The following is a 25024-nucleotide window of genomic DNA, read 5'->3' on the forward strand; positions in this document are numbered from 1 at the left end:
GCCAGTGCCCGCATGTAATATTCCTATGCCATCAGGCTGCCAATATAGAAAACTCTTTTCTTTCATTAAAAGATACTCTATCGGCAGCTTATTTTATGATCGTTTGAGGCAATGATGAGTCTGCTACTTAAAGCATTAATCGGTGCAGCTGTTGTGGTATTGATAGGAATATTATCAAAAACACGGAGTTACTACATCGCTGGCTTAATCCCGTTATTCCCAACGTTTGCACTTATTGCCCATTATGTCGTTGGGAGTGAACGGAGTATTCAAGCATTGCGCGTCACCATCATCTTTGGTCTATGGGCAATCATCCCTTACTTTATCTACCTGATATCACTTTATTTTTTCATTGAACACTTGCGGCTACCGATGGCATTAATTGCAGCTGTAATATGTTGGGTTATAGCCGCCTGGATACTCATATCTGCATGGAGCCAATGGCACAGTTAACCACAGGTCATGAAACATAATTCAGTCAACGTAACAGCAATAAAAGAAGGGTATGAATTGCAAGCATCACCACTGAGAAAATAAGGTTCAGATTACTGATAGATTTTGATCTCACCTCATCCGAAAGCTCATCACTAACCTGAATCTTCCTGACTCGGTAAATCCAATATCCGCCAAGCACGACAAAAAACAGTGCCAATGGCACAGCTAGCAGAGGGTCACCCCACAGCAAGTATTCACTTAGCCCTGCAATAACAAACCAAAGAATGATAAAGACCATGATTGATCACCTAACATTTTGAGAATGCTATTTTAGCACACACCACTAAATCGCTTAAGTTCAGGCCATATAGGTTGGCAAGCCTGAAATAAGTGAACTAGGAAAATAATGAGTAAGAGCCAAACCTAAGGGGCAATAAAGGCTTAACTCTTACTTCTGTAAAGAAACTAGTTTATTGCTCTGGCACTAGCCCACATCATATTATTGTAAAAACTCTTTCAGTACCCACAGACTCACACTTCTCTCATTAACTGGGAATACTGCCTCACCGGAACCATCGGTGGTAATAATAGCCGAGTGATTAGCTAAAAAATCAGCAAACTCTTTATTCGCTAAATTTTCCCCTAACGCGATTTTTTTGTCATTCTCAGCGCCATTTGACAGCACCACGACACAACCTGGCTCATCCTCTGTACCGGCACGGACAAAAGCGATACAGTTTTTATCATCAAAATAGTCACTTTGTGCGCCATGAGCGAAGCGCTTTCGCGCTAGAATTAATTTTTCTAATTCAGCAATCACCGGCATTTCTATCTGATAAGTCCCGCCATCATCTCCGGTGTCTTCATAATTAGCACCAAATAAATCAGGATAAAATATACAGGGAATTCCCTGCTCACGAATTAAAATCAATGCATAGGCCAGCGGTTTAAACCAAGGCTCAACAGGAGCCTCCAGCGCTTGAAGTGGCTGAGTGTCGTGATTGGCAACTATGGTGATGGTATGCATGGGATCAACTTCAATTAATGTCCCACTGAACACTTGTGTGAGATCAAAATCCTCACCTTGATTTGACGCATTATGGAATTTGTGGTGCAAGGCCACATCAAACAACATGGCCGCCCCTTCAACTCGTTCCAGATATTGCTGTAATTTCTCAATATCAGGCGACCAATATTCGGCAATAATCAGCAAATCATGATTCGCTTTATTTTGTACGTGCTGAATCCATTGTTTGAAAAACCATGCGGGAATATGTTTCACTGCATCCAAACGAAAACCATCAATCGGCAGTGTCTCTAGCAACCACTCTCCCCAATAGTTTAACTCTTGCATAACTGCAGGGTTACGAAAATCAATATCGGCCCCCATGAGATAATCAAAATTACCTAACTCATCATCAACCTCGGTATTCCAACCCTCCGCGCTATAATCATTTATAATCTTAAAAATACCCTCATCTGTCGGCTCTTCGATATGATCAACGCCGCTGAAACATTGCTTATCCCAAATAAAGGACGAGTACGTTTCATGACGACCTGGAAAGGTGAAACGAGTATAAGCCTGTGCTTCGATAACCTCATCATCAATCTCGGTACGGTTTTCAGGATTAACTTTACGGACACTCACCTGCTCTTTTTCATCGGCACCCATTTTATGATTGAGTACAACATCAAGAAGGACCTTGATATCCATCTCCTTCAAGCGATTAATAGCATTGAATAGCCCTTCTTTGTCCCCGTATTTCGTCGCCTGAGTTCCCTTCTGTTCAAATTCACCTAAATCAAACAAGTCATAGGTATCATATCCGACCGAATACCCGCCAGAAGCGCCTTTATAAGCAGGAGGCAACCAAACATAATTCACGCCTAGCTGGCTAATATATTCAGCTTGATCAGCGACCTCCTGCCATAATTTACCCCCGTCAGGATAATACCAATGGAAAAACTGAAAAATAGTGCAATTTTTCATAGGCTTGATAACTCCGTTTCATCCTGTTTCTCATAGTATGGCCTATTTTCCAAAATTTTGACTGGTAATAAGGTAATAGACTGTGTATTCCTTTTACTCGTGAGCTAATCTGAGTCTCGCCTAGCTGTATTCTTGGGGAGTTAAAATGAACATAGTGGATATCCCATTCGGGATCACTGATTGGTCGACTGTGGATAAAACCGAGCATATTGGAGACCAAGGAATTGCATATTGGCGAACTCAGAATTTCGGTAATATCCGAGTTCGCATGGTTGAATACAGTGCGGGATACATTGCTGACCACTGGTGTTCCAAAGGGCATATTTTGCTGTGCATTGACGGTGAGTTAAGCACTGAACTTGCTGATGGGCGTATTTTTATATTAAAAGCGGGCATGAGTTATCAAGTGGCCGATCACGCAGAAGCTCATCGCTCTTCAACCATCTCTGGCGCCAAGCTTTTTATTGTTGATTGAATTAAAACATTCAGAATATTATTGCGTTCTTATAACAGCTAACAGTCAGCCCTCGACTGTTAGCTGAGAGAACATTTTCTTATTGCCCTTCAGGTAACGAATCAACTGGGTTATCCGGATATAATACTCGGATACGTCGCCGCACGATTTCAACCTGAAATGCAGCCATGACTGCAATCATAATCAGGATTTCACCAAATCCGCCTTGCTCAGTGGGTTGATTGTAAAGGTACTGTAGTGTGCCAATAATCCATTTTGATCCCACGAGCAGCAGAAATAAAGTTATGGTCAGTGGTGTTCCTTTGCAAAAAATACGGCCATCCGGTTCACGCCAAACTTCAATAAGACGGCCTTGTAAAACACCGATGACGATACTAAATAAAACACCACTGCCTAATACAACCCAGGAAGTCATAGTAGCGGGCATATATGTGCCACCCACGACCAACCCGACCATCCCATAAATCCAAACCCATTTAAAACGAGCAGGGCCTAACGACACCTCGTGACTGACCGACTGACGGTACAATGCAAAAAGTGTTAGCACCAGAATAATCAGTATTTGTACGGGAGTCATCGCCATCTCCTTTAAGAGAAGCTTCCAGTCAGCAATAAAACACCTTATTTGACCATAATACCCAGTGAAATGGGCAGTGTAGGGATGCTTTATCAGTCTTTGGACAACAGCAAACAAAAACTTTCTATCAAGACCGGTTAGCCATAAACTGCCAACCCGACCTGTACAAAGTTTAGCCTATTTTTTGATAATTAACAGGAAATCAGTCGAGTCGATTTTATTTGGCATTTACATTAAACTGCTTTAACTATTTGTTATTAAAATCTCAACATTACTTTCATGCTGAGTGACGATAAAACATCTCTAGTGAAAATAACATTCAGATATCTCCCGGTCTTATTTAATATCATCATATTAATGATAAACTTGCACGGCTATTTATCGAGCAATAGCAATGACATTTAAAGAGGAATATAAATGGCTCAAAATATTTATGATAACCAAGTTTTTTTTTCAGGCTATGCCAAACTGAGCCGTTCAGTCGATGGGTTGGATGGGGCTCCCGAGTGGCCAGCTATCTGCAAAATCCTACCACCACTGTCTGGACGAAAAGTTGTCGATTTAGGTTGTGGTTACGGCTGGTTTTGCCGATATGCGCATCAACAAGGCGCAACCGAAATCTTAGGACTCGATGTCTCCGAAAGAATGTTAAATCGCGCTAAAGAAATGGCGACTGACGAAAGTATTATTTATCGCCGCGAAGATTTGGAAAATGCCAAACTACCACAACAGATGTACCATTTGGCATACAGCTCTCTGACGCTGCATTACATCAAAGCGCTTCCGGAGTTGTTAACTACAATTTATAACACCTTGCTTCCGGGCGGAGATTTTATTTTTTCCGCAGAACATCCTATCTATACAGCACCTCAGCAACCCGGTTGGTTGGTTGCCGATGATGGGCAAAAATCATGGCCAGTAAATAGTTACCAAGCTGAAGGTGAACGGATAACAAACTGGCTAGCAGAAGGTGTTATTAAGCAACATAGAACATTAGGAACTTATATTAATCTATTGATTGAGCACGGTTTCGTTATTACACATTTAGATGAGTGGGGCCCGACGGCACAGCAAATTACAGATTGTCCTGCGTTAGAGGAAGAAAAAGAACGCCCAATGATATTCTTGATCTCAGCGCAAAAACCTGTCTGACGGCGAATTTAAGCAATTAACAAATCACTATAATCTCATTATCCGCTATCGGGGAGGTTAACTCCCCCGCCCCTCTTTCGACAGATATTCCTAGAATAGTATTTCATACGCCCTAAAATGGGGCCTACTCCCCAATTCAGTGCATTTATATGCTTAAATCTATTATTAACCCTCAATTAATCAATGAGTTATATATGGCGTAGATCTTGCTTATTAACTGTAATGATACCAGAGGAGGTTAATATGAAAACAATGTCAGCATACTACTTACAATACACCGCTTTTCTGCTCCTAATTGCTGGAGTTATTAATTTTGTTTTTCAGTAACCACTAAAAGAGCCCCACAATTGTGCGGCTCTTTTTCATCATTACGTGGCTACAGCATTATGGACGATGACATAGACCATTTCCCCACAGCTTAGGGGAAATGCGAAGCACGGCCATTATTGGTTTTGGTCCGTTGATCAGCTGCAGTTAGCGGAGGCAATCATCAACAATCTAAGTTTAGATTATTTCTATTCTCTTCTTTTATATCGCAGACGATTTTATTTAACTGCCGAAAGTTAGTGTAACCTAACACTATAATAGCCCCCATAAAGAAAAACCCAATAATCAGTCCGAAATATACTTTTATAGCTATCATTTCGCTGGCAATTGCGTCTTGTAACTCCTCCTTTATATCTTTGTCACTTGAAAGCAAGTACTCACATGCTAAATAGTTAATATTATCTTCATCTGGGATGAGCTTTTGACAGTCTTTTTTATTATAACTATTATTTTTCTCATAATTGTAAACTCTATACTTTGATATTAATACACTTTCACCTTTATATGTATAAGTGACATAATTCACTTTCATTTTCGGGGCAGCATATAACATATTCAGACCAGCACCAAAACACAGAACGCCCAAAATAGACATCATTATCACTTCAAATCTTATTTGTCTTCTGACTCCTAACATGCCAAAAAAACCGGAAAAACGGAAGAGTGAACGTTCAATTTTATTCTGATCCAATGCGTCGCAAATTATCTTCACATCACTTTCACTTTTAACATTTACACCATTAAATAGGCGAAATAACTGGACGTTAAAATAGGCGTCATCATGCTTTTTAAGGTCATTATCCGTATAGTTAACACGAATCGCCCTAAGAAATAGTTTTATAAAAAATGAAATACCACCAACACGAACAAAGCATAGGATAAAAATCAATATTATTAATAAATTTTTATAAACATCAAGGTAGCCAGAAAATACGTCATTCATCATTCACCATCCCTTTTATGAATTCCCAACGCGTTAATGTTACACAATGACTTGCTAAGAGTCTGTTATGTCAATCAGTATTAACACTACGGTCCATTGTAAATAATCTAACCATTAATGCATTATTTTATTTATGTGTACCGAAGAAAACCTCTGTGAAATTCCGTGTTGACGGCACAATATGACTAGTGCAGACGAGAGCACTGATGGAAACTCAGCTATTGATACTTGGAGTACTTCGTCAAGTCGCCCGTCAAAACTCAGTTTATTTGGCATAATAAGGTTCTATATTTATCATTTTATTGATGACATTGCCCTTAGCGTTCAAAACTGAGCGCAAAAAATATTTATTAAAAACTTAGCTAAACAATATAAAATTTCACTTATTTAACTTACCTATCAGTTTCTATTTAATATTTATATTATTAATTGTTTAAACAACCTTTTCACTTGCTTTTATATTTAAATGCCGATTGTTTAAATCTAAAATAACGATTACCATTAATCGCGAAGTTCATTTTTCACTCTGCTAACTAAAAGGATGTTTAGCATGATAAAGTTTTCAAATTTTAATAGTCATAAAATAAAAGAAGATCTTGCAGTGGGTATATCAATTATAGAAATGTTTAAAAAAGAAGGTTTACAGGCCTATGGGACAACGATTGATCAAGGAAAGTATGTTGGTTGCCATAGCCATGCCGAGGGTGAAGAGTGGTATATTATCCTTTCAGGTCAGGGGTCTATTTGGACCGCAGATGATATAGACGGTATTTTAACTCATTACCGCGAAGATAAATTTAATAAAGGTTCTGTATTCTGTATTTATCCCAATACAGCACATCAACTCATCGCGCAGACAACAGTAGAATTCATATTTTTATGCCCAGAATCGCATATTACTTATGATAGACACATGTTTGAAGATATTTTTAGCTAATCTGAGCCGTTGTTCCACACATAACAATACTGCTAGGGTCAGTACGGCATCGACTTTGAACACCTATGATTATTCCGCTTCTCACTGTTATACAGACCTTAGCCAACTTAGATAAATAATTTTGTTAAAAAATATCCAAACAGTAACACTCATCTATTAACCATCGCGTTAAATGGATGAGTGACTTTCATCATGACATGTAAATTATTGACATTAATGGCGGCCCCGCATTCTCTCTATCGTATCGATAGCAATTATCAGCATGGTGTGTAACTAATAACGCCAATGCTGAAACCTTTTACCTCAATACACCAGTGTTAATTACCCATATGATTACCGCTGCTGATGGGGGAAATTAATCACTCATTTTTTACACGGATCGTGGTAGAGCCTGACAGCAAATAGACAGCCGAAATAAGAGAAATGTAAATTGACGGAAATAAAACCTGCAAGACTGGAATAAATAATTTCAGAATTCATGATTTAAGATATACATGGGTAAGCTGATTAGTTCAATCCGGAGTTCCTATTTCTACATTACAAGAAATGGGTGGATGGGAAAGTATTGAAATGGTGAGAAGGTATGCACACCTTTCACCAATTCATTTAACTCAACACGCGAGGCAAATAGATGGAATATTAAATATTAATGGCACGAATATGGCACGTGAATATAATCAAGATATATTTAATATAATCTAAGTGTTTGATTTTGTTGGTGGGTCGTGCAGGGTTCGAACCTGCGACCAATTGATTAAGAGTCAACTGCTCTACCAACTGAGCTAACGACCCAACGGCAATAATTATTCTCCTGTTAGCCTTTGCTGTCAAACACTTCATCGGATTTTTCTCTTTATACCCGTTGATATTTTTCTTTGTGGATTAATTATGCATCTAGCACTTGCGATTATTGTTAGTTATGTAACTTCATGTTGTAATTCCATGCGCTGTGATGAACTTAACAAAATTCAGTGTGTGAAATATAAACACTGGAAAACGGGCTGTATTGTGCAATTATTGTTGCGAAGATATTAAATAATTCGAAAATTGTATTTAAAACATACAAAAAAGCCAACAGACAGACAGGGTAAGACCAAAGAGCCAACATAGAGCTCAACAACTTCACAAATACAGGAAGAGGGAATGGGAAAGATGGTAGACCAATCCAAGATAGTGGCAGATCCATTGCCGGAACCTGAAGAGCATCTTCAACGAAGTCTCTCCAACCGCCATATTCAGCTTATTGCTATTGGTGGTGCCATAGGTACCGGCTTGTTTATGGGATCGGGTAAAACCATCAGCCTTGCCGGGCCGTCGATTATCTTCGTTTATATGATAATCGGCTTTATGCTGTTCTTCGTGATGCGAGCAATGGGTGAATTGCTGCTTTCGAATCTGAAATATAAATCGTTCAGTGATTTTGCCGCTGATCTACTCGGCCCATGGGCGGGCTTTTTCACCGGTTGGACTTACTGGTTTTGTTGGGTAATCACCGGAATCGCCGATGTGGTTGCCATCACAGCTTATGCACAGTTCTGGTTCCCCGACTTCTCACAGTGGGTGGCCTCATTATTGGTGGTGTTGCTGTTGCTGTCACTCAACCTGGCGACAGTAAAAATGTTCGGTGAGATGGAGTTCTGGTTTGCCATGATTAAAATTGTGGCAATTGTGGCGTTGATCTTTGCCGGCTTGACCATGGTATTAATGAGCTATCAATCCCCATCAGGTACAACCGCATCATTTACCCATTTGTGGAATGATGGCGGCATGTTCCCCAAAGGAATCAGTGGCTTCTTTGCCGGTTTCCAGATTGCCGTTTTTGCTTTTGTTGGCATTGAATTAGTTGGCACCACTGCCGCTGAAACCAAAGATCCCGAGGTGGTATTACCGCGCGCGATTAACTCCATTCCTATCCGTATAATCATGTTCTATGTTTTCTCATTGATTATGATTATGTCTGTGACACCATGGAGCTCTGTAGTCGCGGATAAAAGCCCCTTTGTTGAGTTATTCGTCTTAGTCGGCCTGCCTGCCGCGGCCAGTGTGATAAACTTTGTGGTGTTGACCTCTGCGGCCTCTTCCGCCAACAGCGGCGTGTTCTCCACCAGCCGTATGCTGTTCGGTCTAGCCAAAGAGGGAGATGCGCCAAAACAGTTTGGTAAATTATCGCGCCGCTCTGTTCCCGCCTCGGGCCTGACATTCTCTTGTATTTGCCTGTTAGGTGGCGTGGTGCTGATTTACCTTATTCCAAACGTCATGACGGTCTTTACTCTGGTTACCACGGTATCGGCGATTCTGTTTATGTTCGTCTGGACTATCATCCTTTGCTCTTATCTGGTTTATCGCAAAAGACGCCCGGCACTGCATAAAAAATCCATCTACAAAATGCCCGCCGGGATCTTCATGTCTTGGGTATGCATGGCATTCTTCGCCTTTGTATTGGTGCTGTTGACGTTAGAAAGTGATACCCGCCAGGCCCTGATTGTGACGCCACTGTGGTTTGTTGTTCTGACCATCGGCTATATCATCTTGAAAAAGCGCAGAACCCGCTTGTACGAAAGCAATAATCGTTAAATAACAAATTGTTAGCAGGTGCCCCCCCCTCTGGCACCTGTTTTCATTTGATTTAAGTGCTTAAGGGGCGGTTATCGCCTCGCGCAATCGGCTTGGTGTTAAGCCAAAATGTTGCTGAAAACGCGAAGTAAAACGGGATGCGGAGCTATAGCCATGTTGCGCGGCAATTTCACCAATTGGCAATGAGGTAGTTTGTAACGCATGCAACGCGCATCCCATGCGCACTTCTTCCAAAATGACCCGAAACTGGCGCTCCTCTTGCAGTAATTTGCGCCGCAAGGTGGACTCGCCCATATGCAGGGATTGCGCCACATCACACACACTCCAGTGACGGGCGAGATCAAGCAGAATAATTTGTTGCACCTGTTCAGCCAGTTTATCCCGCCGGTCGATTAATAATGTTCCCAAATGCCCGGCTAAGTGAAGGGCTAATAAAACGCCCATGGCTGAATGCTGCAGCAGTGCATCCGGCGCGTGATTTTGCAGGTTGAGTAATAAGCTATCCCAAGCTCTGCGGGTATTAGCATCCAGAGGGACACATAAAGATGCAGTGACCGGTGTCACGGCCAGCGCCCCATACCATTGGCGGAACTGGCGCAACAAGCTTGGCGGCAGATAGACCATATCAGAGCAGTAATGTCCGCGCTCCGGCGTATTGGCGATACTGACCTCCGTGCCGGCGGGGAACAAAATCATGGTAGATTGCCCGGCACTGGCGGCCTGTGAACCCCATTGCACCAATTTACTGCCTTGTCGCACATGACAGAGCGCGGGAGTGAACACCGTCACCCGATGCAGGGTATGCGCGCGACGGGCAACAATTTCGGCGCTCGAGACTGCCATCTGGCTGTGGTTTATCTGCTGCATACATTCTGCCCTTGGTTTAAGAATTAACGGCCATAGCTGGCAACCCATTCGGCTTTAGCAATGACATTGCTGTTGAGCATAAAACCAACCAATGCCCCGCTGGCATCGCCATTCAGCGGCAATTTATCTGTTTTTAATGCCCATACAGTAAATTGGTAACGATGCGGTTTATCCCCCGCCGGTGGGCAGGCACCACCAAATCCGGCATAACCAAAATCATTGCGCCCCTGAATAGCACCTTTTGGCAAAGTGCTCTTGGTCGGGCTGGCAATATCGGTGCGTTGCCCGGCATTGGTGGCCAATTTATGAGTATCGGCGGGAATATTCACCACCGTCCAATGCCACCAACCGCTCCCTGTTGGCGCATCAGGGTCATAAGCCGTGACGGCAAAACTTTTTGTTTCCGCAGGCGCCCCCTGCCATGAAAGCTGCGGCGACTGGTTGCCACCATCACACCCAAATCCGTTAAAAACCTGTTGTATGCTCAAAGGCTTACCTTCTGGCACATCACTACTTTTGACACTAAAAGTCTGTGCCTGGGCAGATAATGACGCGCCGATAATGGCCAACGACAGTGCTATTTTTTTCATGTTCGCTCTCCGGTGAAGTAAGTTTGTAGCTTACGTAACCTGGGAGAGTCGCATTGTGCCAAAACGCTCTTATATTATGCTTAAAAGCTCAATACAGAGCGTTATTATGTTAACTCATGACACACATCGGCTGTCTACTCGATAGATAATTTTCCCTCTTGCCAGGATAGCTGGGTCACCGTGGATGTCGCAGCGCCGTCACTGGTTTCTCCGCCGAGCAAAATCACTTTATCCTTATCCTGAATGGATACGCCGTAACCCAGCGATTTTGGCAATTTGCCCGCGAGTTGCCATTGATTATTCACTAGTGCATAAATGGGCTGTTGCCACTGTTTTTTCAGCCCCTGATGGGCGTACAACTGGCCGGCATTAAATTGCTTCCAGGCCCCGGGGAAATTAGCCCCGCCAGCCACCAGCACCACATCATGGCTAACACCGGCAAATGCCCCCGCCAACCCCTCTTGTTTCGCGTTTTTTTCAGCCCCGATTAACTCCGGCCGCGGTTGCCATTGCAGCGCCCCCCCTTGTTCCCTGCCCTGCCAGACTGCGGCAGTCCTTAAACCGGGCTTAATTTCACCATTTATTAATATTAAATTGTCATTTACAGTGCTGATAGCTGAACCCGCAGTCCCTAAAAATGGCAGCTGCCCACCATTTTTCCACTGATTTTTGACCGGATCATAAATCAGTACATCGCGGTTATAGAAATAGTCCGCCGCCGCTTTACCAAAATATGCATCAATAACCGCCTTTTTCTGCGTTTCATTACTGCCCGCTGCGGCCAAGTCCGTGAAGTAACCATCAAAAATAGCCTGATTAACCCCCCCCAATAGCAGCGCCTGAGAGCCATCCAATGTCGCCGCGGCTGTTCCGACCAAGCCGCGCGGTGCACGTGTCGCCAACCGCTGCCATTTATTGTCTTGCGGATCATATTGATAAACATCACTCAGCGCGCTGACTTGAGGGGCATTAGCAGCATTTTTACCCACCCCACCAAAGACATACAGTTTTCCCTTTAAAGCCACCGTGACAGCTTGTTCCCGGGGTTGGCCCGGAAAATCCGCTATTTTCTGCCAGCCTATCTGGGTTTTATCGGTATCCAGGCGATACCATGATTGACCTGCACTGCCTAAACCAACATATAAATTGTTATCAACCCGCGCACCGGTACCATACTTGAAGGGAACAGGCACATCGGGGTAGCGCTCGGCATCGGCATAAGGCAAAGAAAAGGTGACCAACAGAGTGAGGGCATTTAATAGAATGGCTTTTGTGCTCAATTTTTTCTGATATTGATGGTATATGTGAGTCATCAGCGGTGTTCCTCATGAATTAATCGCTTTGGGTTATATCATGTTAGGTGGGCAAGAAATTTAACTCCGTATAAATAATAATATTGGAGCTTACCGCCATTGAAGATATTAACCCCACGGAATGCTGTCAATATAGGCCGCCGATAACTGTGATAAACCCCCAATGATGGGGAGTGATTTGGATTACGTGAACTGACCTGTTCCCCATCCAATAAGTGGCATTAAGGCCGCGAGTCTGGTGTCGGGAAGATGTCATGCCATTGTCGGGTTGCTGTCGTGGCAAGGCTGCACACTTGCGCTTAGGTTTGTTGATATCTATTCAACCCCCGGAGAATTAACAATGAATCTTTATCGTATTCGTGAGTTACGCCAGGCTCGGGCCTGGTCGCAAGAACAATTAGCCGAGCTATGCAGCCTCAGCGTACGGACTATTCAGCGGATAGAGAATGGCGAGCAAGCCAGCCTTGAGACGTTAAGTGCCATTGCGGCGGTGATGGAATTAAAAGTGAGCGAGCTCTATTCCCCTGACTACAGTCAGTCACCAGATGGGCCGGATGAGGCGGTTGACCAGCGAGTATTGGATGCGCGTGAGGCGGTGGAAAATGAAATGTCATTTTTGCGCCAATTATTGCGTGCGGTTATCCTGTGCGCCATATTATTTGCCATTAACTGGTTTACCACCCCCGGCTATATGTGGGCTTGGTGGGTAGTTTTAGGGTTAAGCATCCCATTAGGTTTGAGAGCCATCAACCTGTTTTTATTGGGTAATTGGATTGAACGTTGGCAGCAAAAGCGCTTACAAAAGAAGTTACGCAATTTGTAGTGGCGTCTGACATTCAGATACGGCAAAGAGCATCCGCGAGATAGCCCTTTATTTTTCGTTATAGCATGGGTAAAAATAGCAAATTAGCGGCAAACGGCCAAGACAAATACTTTGCTATTTCATTGTTATTTATTTACTTTTTTAATAAATTTCCTGATAGGAGCGCTTGGCTCTCTTTTCAGCATATGCAAGAACTCCTGAGCTTTGTTGTTTGTGGCATATTGCGCTGGCACACCGAAATCTTGCACCATGGCCCAGCGCTCAAACAATTGCTCATCACTCTCTTTCATAAACCACAGCAGCTTTATCGCGGTAATAGCAACGGCGGGAATTTGGGTCACAGTTCCATTGATCCATTTATTCAAGGTTGAACGCTGAACACCGAGAAGTATACAAAGTGCAGGTTGGTCTATATCCAGCCTGTTCACATAGTCGATAAATTCTTTTGCCTTATCTGTCATTCGGTTAACTCCATTCCTTTGTTACCCGCCATCCTACAGTAAACCAGTAGACATTTCATCCCGTAGCGATTAGCTACACCGAATATCTTACCAAACCCAATAGCCACTATAATTACGGATATTAGCTACATGAAAATTATTGAAAAGAAACCAATTAGCGTAGCGAATAGAATTTATCTTATTTGATGTTAATCAAACTTAAGTCTGATCTTAAAGAATGTTGCCACTCAAAGGCGTAGTCTCGCCAAGCTCCAGCATAAACACGTCAAATTAATCGTTTCAGCTTGTCGCTATTAGATTCTTATTTAATTTATGGAATTATCATAAATGACATTGGCTGATATAGAGGATAACAAACAATGAGCAAGAAATTTTCTATCCTACTGCTTGCAGTAGCACTGGCGGGTTGTTCGTCTCAAGCCTCACGCATGGCGGAGTGTGAGGCCCAAGGCGTGTCAAAGGATGCTTGTTACATCGCCGAAAAAAATCATCAGGCCAGCATTCAGAATGCGGCTGAAACTCAGGCACTGCGCAATGCTGCAGCACAATATGGGCAAGCGGCGCAGAAGTCCAAGATGCTGATGGCACACATTGACGGGGTAGATATCAAAATTTACCCAGTAGACAAGCAAGGATATATTGAATCAACCGCCGCCGCGTTGATCGAAGAAAACGAGTTTGCGCAGGTATATCAAAAAGGTATTTTCACCGCGACTTGGTACAAGAAAACTAACAAAATCACTCTGTTGCGCAATGGTCAGCTCGTCGGGCGCACTAAAGTGTAAATATGTAGCGGTGACCGCAGGTGGCCACCAGATAATGGGGTGTAAAGGCTAAAAAAGTCAATGTAACCAAAATGTTATTTCTTATAGTTTACACTTTCTGTGCGCTCCACATTGCAGCTTGAGCATATTGGCGTATGGTTAATAAGTGTCATAAGCAGCGACTATGATGACATCATCAGCATTATTCAATAAATATGATTGGAGCGAAGCGAGATGGCGAAAATTTTAGTGCTTTACTATTCCATGTATGGACATATCGAGACACTTGCCGGCGCAATCGCCGAAGGTGCTCAAAAAGTCACGGGCGTCGAAGTGACCATTAAACGCGTGCCGGAAACCATGCCTGCTGACGCTTTCGCCAAGGCCGGAGGAAAAACCGCCCAAAATGCACCAGTAGCGACTCCGCAAGAGTTAGCGGATTACGATGGCATCATTTTCGGTACGCCAACCCGCTTTGGTAATATGGCGGGGCAAATGCGCACTTTCCTTGATCAAACCGGCGGGTTATGGGCCTCCGGCGCACTGTACGGCAAGGTTGCCAGCGTTTTTTCCTCCACAGGAACCGGCGGTGGGCAAGAGCACACCATCAGCTCGACCTGGACCACATTAGCGCATCACGGCTTTATTATTGTTCCTATCGGTTATGGAGCGAAAGAGCTTTTCGATGTTTCGCAAACACGCGGAGGCACCCCTTATGGCGCAACAACCATTGCTGGCGGTGATGGTTCCCGTCAGCCAAGTGCTGAAGAACTCGCCATCGCGCGTTTCCAAGGGGAGCATGTTGCCAAGATTACTGCGAAGTTAGTCAGTTAATCGCCGTAAAAAAGCACCGTGCTAGCGCGGTGCTTAATATTTTTACAATCAAGACGTTAACAAACCTTGCGCCAAATAATGCTGCGCATCTGCGACCCCCGGTAAGGTAAAGAAATATCCCCCGCCAATGGGTTTTACATACTCTTCCAGCGCTTCGCCATTCAGCCGTTGTTGTACCGTCAGAAAAGCTTTTTCCAGATCAGACTGATAGCAGACAAATAAAAGCCCCATATCCAATTGCCCCGAATTAGATACACCCAGTGAATAGCTATAGCCACGGCGCAGCATCAAGTTATCCTGGGTTTTTGCCGTGCGCGGATTGGCCAGCCGGATGTGTGCATCCAGCGGAATCACTTTGCCATCAGGGTCTTGGTGGTAATCCGGTTCGTCATGTTCATGCACCATGCCTAGCGGCGCGCCGCTGTGTTTATCTCGGCCAAAAATAGTTTGCTGCTCTTGCAGTGGAGTGCGATCCCAGAACTCCACTTTGAAGCGGATAATCCGTGCCGCCTGATAACTTCCGCCAACCGCCCACGCGGGTTCCCCCGCATTCTCCTGAACCCATACCACTTGATTAATCAACGGCTTATCACTGGTTTTCGGGTTGGCGGTTCCATCTTTAAATCCCAACAGATTAATGGGGGTTTCCCGCCCTTGGCTGCGAGCAGCATGAGCCGAAATAAACCCCTCGCGCTTCCAGCGGACACTGAGAAGATCCGGCGTGTGCTTAATAATATCGCGCAGCGCATGAATCACCGTTTCATTGGTATTGGCACAAATTTGCAGCAATAAATCACCATGGCACAACCCCGCATCCAGTGAATCATTTGGAAAACGGGTCATTTTCTGCAGGCGCAGCGGTTTTTGCCCCTGCAAGCCAAAACGCTCATCAAACAGTGAGTTACCGACTGAAACCGTGATTGTCAGATTATCGGGGTAAATTTCCGGCCCCATAATGCCCGAATCCAAGGGGGGCAGTTTCGCATTAACCGCAGGGGCATGCCCACCCGTGGTCAGAAAAGCAATTCGCTCGGTTAATAATTTGAATAGCCGGGTGAGTGCGGCCTTATCAGTGGCCAATATATCAAACGCCACCAGCATCATCGCCGCTTGCTGTGGGGTTAACACCCCTGATTGATGTTGACCGTAAAAAGGTTGCTTCTGCCAGCGCTCATCTGGTGTCTGGGCTGACTCTGCCGCCGGGCAATCGGCGGCCCGGGCGATTTTTGCCCCACCGAGCGCCAACGCGCCACTCATCATGCCCATTCCCAGCAGTAAACGCCGACGGGATGGCAAAGCGGCCCGGTTATCTTGCTGATACGGCCCGTGTTGCGGGCCGGTTTTCTTACTCATTTTAATGCCTCAGTCCAGACCTAAAACACCGCGCAGTTGCGCAAGGTCTTCCGCCAGTGCCGTAATGGGCCCTTTCATCGCATTGCGATCAGCATCGGTCAACTTCTCATAGGATTCATAGCCATCTTTGGTGCGATATTTTGCCAATATGCTATCAACTGTTGTGAAGTTGGCATCAATTTTAGCCAACAACGGCTTATCCGCTTTTTCTAATAACGGCCGCAGCAGGTTAACAATTTTCTGTGCGCCATCGACATTGGCCTGGAAATCCCATAAATCTGTGCGGCTATAACGGTCTTCTTCACCACTGATTTTACTGGCCGCGACCTCTTCAATTAAGCCCGCCGCCCCGCCGACCACTTTATTGGGGGCGAATGTCAGACCGGTGATGCGCTGTTGCAATTCCTGCGTGTCGTGATAGAGCTGGTCTGCAAATTTATCCGCCCCTTTGGTGGTATTGTCGCCGAACAGGATTTTCTCTAAACGGTGGAAACCGGTGAATTTGGGGTCAGCCGCTTTTTGTTCAAAATCGTCTTCACGGGCATCAATGCTGCCGTCCAAATCAGAGAACAACTCAGCAATAGGTTCGATGCGCTCATAATGCTGGCGCGTAGGTGCATAGAGTTTGCGGGCTAATGCTAAATCACCTTTTTTCACCGCATCAGTGAAGGCTTTAGTCTGGGTGACTAACTGAGCAACTTCTTGTGTTACATACACTTTATATTCCGCGATTGGCCCTACCAGTGCCATGGCATCTGGCTTAGTGGCCGCATCAGAACCTAGCGCTGCGGTGACCGTGAGCTTTCCTTTCGGGTTACTCAGCAAGCCACAAGTCATATCATATTCACCCGGCTCCAGATTGGCCGTCATCTTCTGGGTAAAACCTGGCGCAATATTCTCACGTTCCTCAACCACCATGACCCCTTTGAGGATCTCCCACTCCAACCCTTTTTGGCTAGCATTATGGACAATAAACTGAGTTTTACCTGCGGGGATGGACAGTGCCATTGGCTCACATTGTTTATCATTGACAGTGATTTTAACCTGTGGAATATCAGCCGCCTGCGCGCTGAGGGCAAACATAGGCAGAGCCAGTAAAGCTGCGTGCATCGCTGTGCGACGGAAGAACCGGTTAGACATGTAATAAATCCCTGAATTATTAGTTAGTTTTCCGCGCAGCCGGAGCGGTTGAAGCCGCGGTGGTACGGGGTGGAAGGAAAAAGAAAATCAATGCCGGAATCAGATAGATAAAGTAGACCGCGACTTCACTGACGGTCGGCGCTTCTTGGTAGCCAAACATGCCCTCGAGGAAGGTGCCTAATAGTGAGTGAGTGGAGAGCACATTGGTCAAATCAAAAGCAATGTCTTGGAAATGATTCCACAAACCGGCTTCATGGAAGGCTCTGATGGCCCCAGCAGCCAAGCCTGCGGCAACAAACAGAATAAACAGGCTAGTCCATTTGAAGAATTTAGCCAGATGTAACTTAATGCCGCCCCAATAGATAGCCACACCAACCAAAATAGCGCAGCTCAAGCCTAATATGGCGCCGATAGGTGCCCCGATACCGACATCCTGCTGGAAAGCCGCTAATAAGAAAAAGACCGATTCAAGCCCTTCGCGCGCCACCGCAAAAAACACCATGGCCACTAATGCCCATCCCTGACCACGGCCCTTTTTATTATCAGAACGGAGGGCATTATCAATCGCCCCTTCTAAATGAACTTTGACTGACTTGGACACTTTGCGCATCCAAAAAACCATATAGGTTAATATGCAAACCGCCACCACGGCGATAATGCCTTCAAACAGTTCTTGCTGTTTTTGCGGAAACTCGCCGGTGGTTTCATTAATAAAGATGCCGATAGCCAGGCAAAGTGCTGCGGCGGTGATGACCCCCGCCCATACAGCCCCCATCCATTGACCACGCTGAGTGCGCTTAAGATAACTGGCGATCAGGCTGACAATCAGCGCCGCCTCCAGCCCTTCACGAAACATAATAAGAAATGGGACAAACATGCTAAACACCCCTGCGGTGGGCAGTAAGGAAAATGTGCAATTAAAAGCATCGTCAATAAACGTAAAGAAAAGTAAAACGATAGTGATTATCATTCTGCCAAAAAGAAATTCAAGAGGCTGAATAAGAATATTGTTAAGCAAACTGTGGCAAGTTGTTTCTGATGGGTTAAATAATGAGTGAATTCATTAGGATACAAATTAATACGGCGATTCTTTCTGTTTAAGATTTATTGCAAAAAAAAAAGCTCCCTATTTTGTCGGGAGCTTGTAGCAGTCAGTTATGATTAGATGGTTTTAAATTCAGCTTCCGCGCTACGGAAACGTTCAGTAATGCTATGGTTCGGGCTACTTCCCAGCAAACTCACCACCACAATAGCGATACTGGCGAACAAGAAACCAGGAATGATTTCATATAAATCTAACCAAGCATATTGCTTCCAGACAATAACGGTAATAGCGCCAATCAGCATCCCCGCCAATGCACCATTGCGGGTCATCCGTGGCCACATGACAGAAATCAGAACCACCGGCCCGAATGCAGCGCCGAAGCCAGCCCAGGCATAACTCACCAGACCAAGAACCCGGTTATCTGGGTTCGCCGCTAAGGCGATGGCAATTAACGCCACCAGCAGCACCATGGCACGACCGACCCACACCAACTCTTTCTGACTGGCTTTTTTACGTAAGAAGGCTTTGTACAAATCTTCCGTTAACGCACTGGAACACACCAGGAGCTGGCAACTTAAGGTGCTCATGACTGCGGCTAAAATAGCAGAGAGCAAAATACCGGCAATCCATGGGTTGAATAGGATTTTCGCTAATTCAATAAACACTCGCTCGCCATTTTGACTCACACTCCCCGCTTGCGCTGGGTTGTTCTCAAAATAAGCAATCCCGAAGAAGCCCACGGCAATCGTCCCCGCCAGGCACAGAATCATCCAGGTCATACTGATACGGCGAGCACTACGAATAGTGCGGTGAGAATCTGCCGCCATAAAGCGCGCCAGAATATGTGGTTGACCGAAATAGCCCAAACCCCAGCCGAGCAACGACAGGATAGCGACCAGATTCAACCCTTTAAACATATCGATATTTGCCGGGTTTTTCGCGGCAATCACCATGATCGAGGTATCAATCCCACCAACAGCTAAAATGACAATAATCGGTGTCAGGATCAGGGCAAAAATCATTAACGACGCCTGCACAGTATCAGTCCAACTAACCGCCAAGAACCCGCCAATGAAAGTATACGCGATGGTAGCCGCAGCCCCGGCCCACAATGCGGTGCCGTAGCTCATATCAAAGGTACTTTCGAATAACCGCGCACCAGCCACAATCCCTGAAGCACAATAAATCGTAAAGAAAACCAAGATAACCACCGCGGAGATGACTCGCAGCAGTTTACTTTTGTCCTCAAAGCGACTGGTGAAATAGTCTGGTAGTGTCAGTGCATTATTATTGGCCTCGGTGTGAACGCGTAAACGGCCAGCCACTAATTTCCAGTTAAGATAGGCACCAATGGTCAACCCGATGGCTATCCAGCTCTCGGAGATGCCCGACAGGAAAATCGCCCCCGGCAGCCCCATCAATAGCCAGCCACTCATATCAGAAGCCCCAGCAGACAATGCGGTAACCACACTCCCTAAACTTCGGCCGCCCAGAATATAATCATCAAAACTATTGGTTGCCCGGTAGGCCACTAGGCCAATGAGTATCATCCCAAAAATGTAAACTAAAAAAGTCACCAACATCGGTGTGTTCATGGTCATGCAACGTCTCCATAGTGCGTATTATGGTTTTAATATATCTCGCTATTTTTGTGCTTACCGCGTAACGCGACATCATGCGCTATCTCTGGTTTGTCGGAACGTGACACTGAGTTGCACCAAAGATAAAAACTAAAAGCTGAAATAAACTACCAGCACAACTATTCGCTAGCAAATGGCTCTCTCGCGGTTGCTATCCTAGTGGAGTCCTTTCTTGACTCACAAGAATTTAAACAATTTTTTTACAAAAAACTCACCCTACATCACATTAACCTCTGCAGGTGGTTATACCCGACATAATAAAATGAGTGACACCTGAGGTAAAAGCCCTACAACGCCTACTATTATTAGTGTTAGCGGCTTATCTATTTCATATTGGAATAATACTCACTGCGCGAAAATTGTTAAAAACAAGACTGAATTCACACTTCAACCATGCACATGATTTAACACGGTTGCACAAAGTTGCAACATGCTTAATATTGTTTGAATTAAAATTATATTCCCTCAATAACTCGAGTTGCGGGAAGGCGGCCACTGAGCCAATCTCCGGCAACTCACTGCAATAAGTGACCGGGATGGGCGAAGGTAGCTAATGCACCGGCAGCTTGAAGAATGACGGGGGGAACTCCCCTTATTTAGGAGCCAGACAGTATGGGTAGCACCACAATGGGCGTGAAACTTGATGAAGCAACACGTGAGCGCATTAAAGCCGCCGCACAGCGTATTGACCGCACTCCGCACTGGCTAATCAAACAGGCCATTTTTAACTATCTGGAGCGGCTGGAAAATAACCATGAGTTGCCGGAACTGCCCACCGTACCGTCGCCCTCCTCATCGGAGGCGGACGACATTATGCCGCAACTCATTGAAAATTCACATCAACCTTTTTTAGATTTCGCCGAGCAAGTGTTGCCACAATCCGTGACTCGTGCCGCCATTACCGCGGCCTATCGCCGCCCGGAAACCGAAGCCATTCCGATGTTATTGGAACAAGCTCGGTTACCGGCAGATTTGGCGCAAGCCACTCATAAGCTCGCTTATGCCATAGCCGAAAAACTGCGCAATCAAAAAAGTGCCAATGGCCGTACGGGTATCGTGCAAGGCTTACTACAAGAGTTCTCGCTCTCCTCCCAAGAGGGTGTGGCATTGATGTGTCTGGCAGAAGCATTGCTGCGTATTCCTGACAAACCCACCCGTGACGCCCTGATCCGCGATAAAATCAGCAATGGCAACTGGCACTCTCATCTGGGGCGCAGCCCATCCATGTTTGTCAATGCTGCTACCTGGGGCTTATTGTTTACCGGCCATCTGGTCTCGACTCACAATGAAGCCAAACTGTCCGGCTCACTGAACCGCATTATCGGCAAAGGGGGCGAACCGCTGATCCGCAAGGGTGTGGACATGGCCATGCGCTTGATGGGCGAGCAATTTGTTACCGGTGAAACCATTGCAGAAGCTTTAGCTAATGCGCGCAAATTGGAAGAAAAAGGGTTCCGTTATTCTTACGATATGCTGGGTGAAGCCGCGCTAACCGAGGCAGACGCTCAGGCCTATCTGCTCTCTTACCAGCAGGCGATTCATGCTATCGGCAAAGCTTCCAATGGCCGCGGTATTTATGAGGGGCCGGGGATCTCCATCAAGCTTTCGGCCCTGCACCCGCGCTATAGCCGCGCTCAATATGAACGCGTAATGGATGAACTTTATCCGCGTTTACTGTCTCTGACTTTACAAGCACGCCAGTATGACATCGGGATTAATATTGATGCAGAAGAAGCCGATCGTCTGGAAATTTCCCTCGATCTACTGGAAAAACTCTGCTTTGAACCCAAATTAGCTGGCTGGAATGGCATCGGCTTTGTTATTCAGGCTTACCAGAAACGCTGCCCATTCACCATTGACGCGGTGATTGATTTAGCACAGCGCAGCCGCCGCCGCCTGATGATTCGCTTGGTCAAAGGTGCCTACTGGGACAGCGAAATCAAACGCGCGCAAGTAGACGGCCTAGAAGGTTATCCGGTATATACCCGCAAGGTTTATACTGATGTTTCTTATCTGGCCTGCGCACGCAAATTACTGGCGGCACCTAACCTGATTTACCCTCAATTTGCGACACATAACGCGCATACCTTGTCGGCAATTTATCATCTCGCGGGCCAAAACTACTATCCTGGCCAGTACGAATTCCAATGCCTACATGGCATGGGTGAGCCACTGTATGAGCAAGTGGTGGGGAAAGTCGCCGATGGCAAACTGAACCGACCATGCCGTATTTATGCCCCGGTCGGCACCCATGAAACTTTACTGGCTTATTTGGTACGCCGCCTATTGGAAAACGGGGCAAACACCTCATTTGTCAATCGCATTGCAGATGCCACTCTACCACTCGATGAGTTAGTCGCTGACCCAGTCAGTGCGGTAGAGGCGATTGCGGCAAGTGAAGGCCAACTGGGGCGACCACACCCGCGCATCCCATTACCGCGGGAGCTATATGGCCAAGAGCGGGCGAATTCCAGTGGTTTTGACTTGGCAAACGAACACCGCCTGGCTTCTCTTTCGAGCGCATTACTGACCAGTGCCAGTCAAGTCTGGCGCGCAGAACCGCTGATTGATGCCCCGTTGGATAATGGTGTAGAACAGCCGATTATCAACCCGGCGGAACCGACAGATATCGTCGGCTACGTCCGCGAAACAACGGATGCAGAAGTGAGCCGGGCATTGGATGCAGCTGCCAGTGCCGGGGCGATTTGGTTTGCAACCCCACCGGGCGAACGCGCGGCTATTTTGGTGCGCGCTGCCGAGTTGATGGAAAATCAGATGCAAACCTTGATGGGGATACTGGTGCGCGAAGCCGGTAAAACCTTCAGTAATGCCATTGCGGAAGTGCGTGAAGCTGTTGATTTCCTGCATTATTATGCAGGTATGGTGCGCGATAACTTTTCCAACGATAGCCACCGCCCACTCGGCCCTGTTGTTTGCATCAGCCCGTGGAACTTCCCGCTGGCCATATTCACCGGGCAGGTTGCTGCTGCATTGGCCGCCGGTAATAGTGTCTTGGCCAAACCGGCGGAACAAACTCCCCTGATTGCTGCTCAAGCCGTGCGCATCTTACTGGAAGCCGGCATCCCACTTGGCGTGGTGCAACTGCTGCCCGGCCAAGGCGATAGTGTCGGGGCCACCTTAGTGAATGATGCTCGGGTGCGCGGTGTGATGTTTACCGGCTCAACGGAAGTTGCCACTCTGTTACAACGCAGTATCGCGGGCAGACTTGATCCACAAGGCCGCCCAACCCCGCTAATTGCGGAAACCGGTGGTTTGAATGCCATGATAGTTGACTCCTCTGCGCTCACCGAGCAAGTGGTGACTGATGTCGTGGCGTCGGCCTTTGATAGTGCCGGTCAGCGTTGCTCGGCGTTGCGTATTCTCTGCATTCAGGATGATGTGGCTGAACACACCTTACAAATGCTGCGCGGTGCCATGGCTGAATGCCGTATGGGTAACCCTGACCGCCTGTCTACGGATATCGGGCCGGTGATTGATGCAGATGCCAAAGCCGCTATTGAGCGACACATTCAAGCCATGCGCGCCAAAGGGCGAAAAGTGTATCAAGCCGCGCGCGCCAATAGTTTGGATGAGAGTGAGTGGCAGCATGGCACCTTTATCAAACCGACATTAATAGAACTGGACAGCTTTGATGAGCTGCAAAAAGAGGTCTTTGGCCCCGTTCTGCACGTTGTGCGTTTCCAACGCCAAAATCTCAGTGCGTTAGTTGACCAAATCAATGCTTCTGGCTATGGCTTAACTTTAGGTATTCATACTCGTATTGACGAAACCATTGCTCAGGTCACCGAAAAAGCCAAGGTGGGCAATCTCTACGTGAACCGCAATATGGTCGGTGCGGTCGTGGGTGTCCAGCCTTTTGGCGGCGAAGGGCTTTCTGGCACCGGCCCTAAAGCCGGCGGCCCGCTGTATCTGTATCGTCTATTATGTCACCGTCCTGAAGATGCGGTGACCAATGCACTGACCCAGCAGGATAATGGACAGGTGCAGAATATCTCAGACCGTGAAGCACGGCAAACGGCCCATCAAGCTCTGACCAACTGGGCTAAGGAGCAGCAAAATGCTGTCTTGGCATCATTGGCACAGCGTTATGGCGAATTGGCTCAAGGTGGGACCGTCCGATGGTTACCTGGGCCAACCGGTGAGCGCAATACCTACGCTCTACTCCCCCGCGAGCGAGTTCTGTGCCTAGCAGATACCGAGGCGGATGCACTAACACAGCTAGCTGCCGTACTGGCTATCGGGAGTGATGTTCTATGGCCGGAAAATACCGTACAAAGTGACTTGTTGCGCATATTACCGGCGGCCGTAAAATCTCGTATTACCCTCACGCAAAATTGGCAAACGGCTACCGTCCCCTTCGATGCTGTTATTTTCCACGGTGATGCCGACCAGTTACGTATCTTGTGTGAGCAAATAGCGCAAATTGATGGGCCGATTGTCTCGGTGCAAGGTTTTGCGCGCGGCGAAACCAATATCCTGCTGGAGCGTTTGCTGATTGAGCACTCATTGAGTGTAAATACTGCGGCTGCGGGTGGGAACGCCAGCCTAATGACTATCGGCTAGGCTTTCTCGGCAACATCCCTTCAGCAATGAAGTGAGTTTTAATCCAGTAAGGCCCTGCGGGGCCTTACTTTTGCCTTGGCAATTAAGCTTAACAAACTGAATATTTTTCGAGATATCCCGCATGGTGGGATGCAAGATTGCAAGACTCCTCTTTTCTTCCAGCAACATCCCGCATCATCGACTGAACGCCCTTGTGTGCA

21 protein-coding genes, 1 tRNA gene and 1 pseudogene are annotated in these 25024 nt (G+C 46.2%); 10 read left to right on the forward strand and 13 right to left on the reverse strand.

Annotated elements, in window-relative coordinates; translation table 11 throughout:
- Positions 1–114 precede the first annotated feature (114 nt).
- On the forward strand, positions 115–453 hold the full coding sequence (locus tag D5F51_RS10460) for a GlpM family protein (RefSeq protein ID WP_129199308.1): 339 nt from the start codon (positions 115–117) through the stop codon (positions 451–453).
- A 25-nt stretch (positions 454–478) separates the two neighbouring features.
- Here the strand turns inward: D5F51_RS10460 and D5F51_RS10465 are convergent, their stop codons facing one another.
- Both D5F51_RS10465 and amyA read right to left on the reverse strand, forming a co-directional pair.
- On the reverse strand, positions 479–733 hold the full coding sequence (locus tag D5F51_RS10465; RefSeq protein ID WP_129196620.1) for a hypothetical protein: 255 nt from the start codon (positions 731–733) through the stop codon (positions 479–481).
- 201 nt (positions 734–934) lie between these two features.
- A complete protein-coding gene (gene amyA / locus D5F51_RS10470; protein ID WP_129196622.1) occupies positions 935–2425 on the reverse strand; it encodes an alpha-amylase in 1491 nt (496 codons plus the stop codon).
- A gap of 145 nt (positions 2426–2570) precedes the next feature.
- Here amyA and D5F51_RS10475 point away from each other — a divergent pair, with 145 nt between their 5' ends.
- On the forward strand, positions 2571–2900 hold the full coding sequence (locus D5F51_RS10475; protein ID WP_025377960.1) for a DHCW motif cupin fold protein: 330 nt from the start codon (positions 2571–2573) through the stop codon (positions 2898–2900).
- Between the two features lie 79 nt (positions 2901–2979).
- Here D5F51_RS10475 and D5F51_RS10480 read toward each other — a convergent pair whose 3' ends face one another.
- A complete protein-coding gene (locus D5F51_RS10480; protein ID WP_025377959.1) occupies positions 2980–3477 on the reverse strand; it encodes a hypothetical protein in 498 nt (165 codons plus the stop codon).
- 417 nt (positions 3478–3894) lie between these two features.
- Here D5F51_RS10480 and D5F51_RS10485 point away from each other — a divergent pair, with 417 nt between their 5' ends.
- Positions 3895–4629 carry a class I SAM-dependent methyltransferase gene (locus tag D5F51_RS10485; protein WP_129196624.1) on the forward strand — a complete coding sequence of 245 codons (735 nt, stop codon included), beginning with the start codon at positions 3895–3897 and terminating at the stop codon, positions 4627–4629.
- A 490-nt stretch (positions 4630–5119) separates the two neighbouring features.
- Here D5F51_RS10485 and D5F51_RS10490 read toward each other — a convergent pair whose 3' ends face one another.
- Positions 5120–5902 carry a hypothetical protein gene (locus D5F51_RS10490; RefSeq protein WP_129196626.1) on the reverse strand — a complete coding sequence of 261 codons (783 nt, stop codon included), beginning with the start codon at positions 5900–5902 and terminating at the stop codon, positions 5120–5122.
- 547 nt (positions 5903–6449) lie between these two features.
- Here D5F51_RS10490 and D5F51_RS10495 point away from each other — a divergent pair.
- Both D5F51_RS10495 and D5F51_RS10500 read left to right on the forward strand, forming a co-directional pair.
- Positions 6450–6836, forward strand: coding sequence for a cupin domain-containing protein (locus tag D5F51_RS10495; protein ID WP_129196628.1), 387 nt, complete (start codon positions 6450–6452; stop codon positions 6834–6836).
- 450 nt (positions 6837–7286) lie between these two features.
- Positions 7287–7538, forward strand: a pseudogene (locus D5F51_RS10500) (tyrosine-type recombinase/integrase); the annotation flags it as partial.
- A gap of 14 nt (positions 7539–7552) precedes the next feature.
- Here D5F51_RS10500 and D5F51_RS10505 read toward each other — a convergent pair.
- Positions 7553–7628, reverse strand: a tRNA-Lys gene (locus D5F51_RS10505).
- A 360-nt stretch (positions 7629–7988) separates the two neighbouring features.
- Between D5F51_RS10505 and cycA the strand changes: the two genes are divergently transcribed.
- Positions 7989–9410, forward strand: coding sequence for a D-serine/D-alanine/glycine transporter (gene cycA / locus D5F51_RS10510; RefSeq protein ID WP_186368180.1), 1422 nt, complete (start codon positions 7989–7991; stop codon positions 9408–9410).
- 60 nt (positions 9411–9470) lie between these two features.
- Here the strand turns inward: cycA and D5F51_RS10515 are convergent, their stop codons facing one another.
- From D5F51_RS10515 to D5F51_RS10525, 3 genes are all read right to left on the reverse strand, one after another.
- Entirely contained in the window at positions 9471–10277 is an 807-nt protein-coding gene (locus D5F51_RS10515; protein WP_129196630.1) for a helix-turn-helix transcriptional regulator, read from the reverse strand.
- A 23-nt stretch (positions 10278–10300) separates the two neighbouring features.
- Positions 10301–10867 (reverse strand): kinase inhibitor, encoded by a 567-nt coding sequence (locus D5F51_RS10520; protein WP_129196632.1) that lies wholly within the window; start codon positions 10865–10867, stop codon positions 10301–10303.
- A gap of 134 nt (positions 10868–11001) precedes the next feature.
- A complete protein-coding gene (locus D5F51_RS10525; protein ID WP_129196634.1) occupies positions 11002–12180 on the reverse strand; it encodes an N-acetylneuraminate epimerase in 1179 nt (392 codons plus the stop codon).
- Between the two features lie 340 nt (positions 12181–12520).
- Between D5F51_RS10525 and D5F51_RS10530 the strand changes: the two genes are divergently transcribed.
- Positions 12521–13003, forward strand: a complete 483-nt coding sequence (locus D5F51_RS10530) for a helix-turn-helix domain-containing protein (protein WP_129196636.1) — start codon at positions 12521–12523, stop codon at positions 13001–13003.
- 125 nt (positions 13004–13128) lie between these two features.
- Here D5F51_RS10530 and D5F51_RS10535 read toward each other — a convergent pair whose 3' ends face one another.
- Positions 13129–13464: a hypothetical protein gene (locus D5F51_RS10535; RefSeq protein ID WP_129196638.1), complete on the reverse strand. Its 336-nt coding sequence runs from the start codon at positions 13462–13464 to the stop codon at positions 13129–13131.
- 359 nt (positions 13465–13823) lie between these two features.
- On the opposite strand from D5F51_RS10535, the gene D5F51_RS10540 reads away from it, so the two are divergent.
- Positions 13824–14249 carry a hypothetical protein gene (locus D5F51_RS10540; RefSeq protein ID WP_025377950.1) on the forward strand — a complete coding sequence of 142 codons (426 nt, stop codon included), beginning with the start codon at positions 13824–13826 and terminating at the stop codon, positions 14247–14249.
- A 213-nt stretch (positions 14250–14462) separates the two neighbouring features.
- The gene (gene wrbA / locus D5F51_RS10545; protein ID WP_025377949.1) at positions 14463–15062 is read left to right on the forward strand and encodes an NAD(P)H:quinone oxidoreductase; all 600 of its coding nucleotides are present in this window, start codon (positions 14463–14465) and stop codon (positions 15060–15062) included.
- A gap of 48 nt (positions 15063–15110) precedes the next feature.
- Here the strand turns inward: wrbA and efeB are convergent, their stop codons facing one another.
- From efeB to putP, 4 genes are all read right to left on the reverse strand, one after another.
- On the reverse strand, positions 15111–16415 hold the full coding sequence (efeB, locus tag D5F51_RS10550) for an iron uptake transporter deferrochelatase/peroxidase subunit (RefSeq protein ID WP_129196640.1): 1305 nt from the start codon (positions 16413–16415) through the stop codon (positions 15111–15113).
- A gap of 9 nt (positions 16416–16424) precedes the next feature.
- Complete coding sequence (gene efeO / locus D5F51_RS10555) at positions 16425–17555, reverse strand: iron uptake system protein EfeO (RefSeq protein WP_129196642.1); 1131 nt, start codon at positions 17553–17555, stop codon at positions 16425–16427.
- Between the two features lie 19 nt (positions 17556–17574).
- Positions 17575–18432 (reverse strand): iron uptake transporter permease EfeU, encoded by an 858-nt coding sequence (gene efeU / locus D5F51_RS10560; protein WP_129196644.1) that lies wholly within the window; start codon positions 18430–18432, stop codon positions 17575–17577.
- A 284-nt stretch (positions 18433–18716) separates the two neighbouring features.
- Positions 18717–20201 carry a sodium/proline symporter PutP gene (putP, locus tag D5F51_RS10565; RefSeq protein ID WP_129196646.1) on the reverse strand — a complete coding sequence of 495 codons (1485 nt, stop codon included), beginning with the start codon at positions 20199–20201 and terminating at the stop codon, positions 18717–18719.
- 651 nt (positions 20202–20852) lie between these two features.
- On the opposite strand from putP, the gene putA reads away from it, so the two are divergent.
- Positions 20853–24824, forward strand: a complete 3972-nt coding sequence (gene putA, locus D5F51_RS10570; protein ID WP_129196648.1) for a trifunctional transcriptional regulator/proline dehydrogenase/L-glutamate gamma-semialdehyde dehydrogenase — start codon at positions 20853–20855, stop codon at positions 24822–24824.
- Positions 24825–25024 lie beyond the last annotated feature (200 nt).

This window comes from Yersinia hibernica, assembly GCF_004124235.1.
GTDB classification, from domain to species: domain Bacteria; phylum Pseudomonadota; class Gammaproteobacteria; order Enterobacterales; family Enterobacteriaceae; genus Yersinia; species Yersinia hibernica.

Excerpts from the sequence above, each read along its gene's own strand:
- D5F51_RS10535 (WP_129196638.1), bottom strand. The coding sequence starts at position 13,464 with ATGACAGATAAGGCAAAAGAATTTATCGACTATGTGAACAGGCTGGAT.
- D5F51_RS10525 (WP_129196634.1), bottom strand. The coding sequence starts at position 12,180 with ATGACTCACATATACCATCAATATCAGAAAAAATTGAGCACAAAAGCC.
- D5F51_RS10495 (WP_129196628.1), top strand. The coding sequence starts at position 6,450 with ATGATAAAGTTTTCAAATTTTAATAGTCATAAAATAAAAGAAGATCTT.
- D5F51_RS10465 (WP_129196620.1), bottom strand. The coding sequence starts at position 733 with ATGGTCTTTATCATTCTTTGGTTTGTTATTGCAGGGCTAAGTGAATAC.
- D5F51_RS10520 (WP_129196632.1), bottom strand. The coding sequence starts at position 10,867 with ATGAAAAAAATAGCACTGTCGTTGGCCATTATCGGCGCGTCATTATCT.
- D5F51_RS10540 (WP_025377950.1), top strand. The coding sequence starts at position 13,824 with ATGAGCAAGAAATTTTCTATCCTACTGCTTGCAGTAGCACTGGCGGGT.
- putA (WP_129196648.1), top strand. The coding sequence starts at position 20,853 with ATGGGTAGCACCACAATGGGCGTGAAACTTGATGAAGCAACACGTGAG.
- efeB (WP_129196640.1), bottom strand. The coding sequence starts at position 16,415 with ATGAGTAAGAAAACCGGCCCGCAACACGGGCCGTATCAGCAAGATAAC.
- D5F51_RS10530 (WP_129196636.1), top strand. The coding sequence starts at position 12,521 with ATGAATCTTTATCGTATTCGTGAGTTACGCCAGGCTCGGGCCTGGTCG.
- efeO (WP_129196642.1), bottom strand. The coding sequence starts at position 17,555 with ATGTCTAACCGGTTCTTCCGTCGCACAGCGATGCACGCAGCTTTACTG.
- D5F51_RS10460 (WP_129199308.1), top strand. The coding sequence starts at position 115 with ATGAGTCTGCTACTTAAAGCATTAATCGGTGCAGCTGTTGTGGTATTG.
- putP (WP_129196646.1), bottom strand. The coding sequence starts at position 20,201 with ATGACCATGAACACACCGATGTTGGTGACTTTTTTAGTTTACATTTTT.
- efeU (WP_129196644.1), bottom strand. The coding sequence starts at position 18,432 with ATGTTTGTCCCATTTCTTATTATGTTTCGTGAAGGGCTGGAGGCGGCG.
- D5F51_RS10485 (WP_129196624.1), top strand. The coding sequence starts at position 3,895 with ATGGCTCAAAATATTTATGATAACCAAGTTTTTTTTTCAGGCTATGCC.
- D5F51_RS10515 (WP_129196630.1), bottom strand. The coding sequence starts at position 10,277 with ATGCAGCAGATAAACCACAGCCAGATGGCAGTCTCGAGCGCCGAAATT.
- cycA (WP_186368180.1), top strand. The coding sequence starts at position 7,989 with ATGGTAGACCAATCCAAGATAGTGGCAGATCCATTGCCGGAACCTGAA.
- wrbA (WP_025377949.1), top strand. The coding sequence starts at position 14,463 with ATGGCGAAAATTTTAGTGCTTTACTATTCCATGTATGGACATATCGAG.
- D5F51_RS10490 (WP_129196626.1), bottom strand. The coding sequence starts at position 5,902 with ATGATGAATGACGTATTTTCTGGCTACCTTGATGTTTATAAAAATTTA.
- amyA (WP_129196622.1), bottom strand. The coding sequence starts at position 2,425 with ATGAAAAATTGCACTATTTTTCAGTTTTTCCATTGGTATTATCCTGAC.
- D5F51_RS10475 (WP_025377960.1), top strand. The coding sequence starts at position 2,571 with ATGAACATAGTGGATATCCCATTCGGGATCACTGATTGGTCGACTGTG.
- D5F51_RS10480 (WP_025377959.1), bottom strand. The coding sequence starts at position 3,477 with ATGACTCCCGTACAAATACTGATTATTCTGGTGCTAACACTTTTTGCA.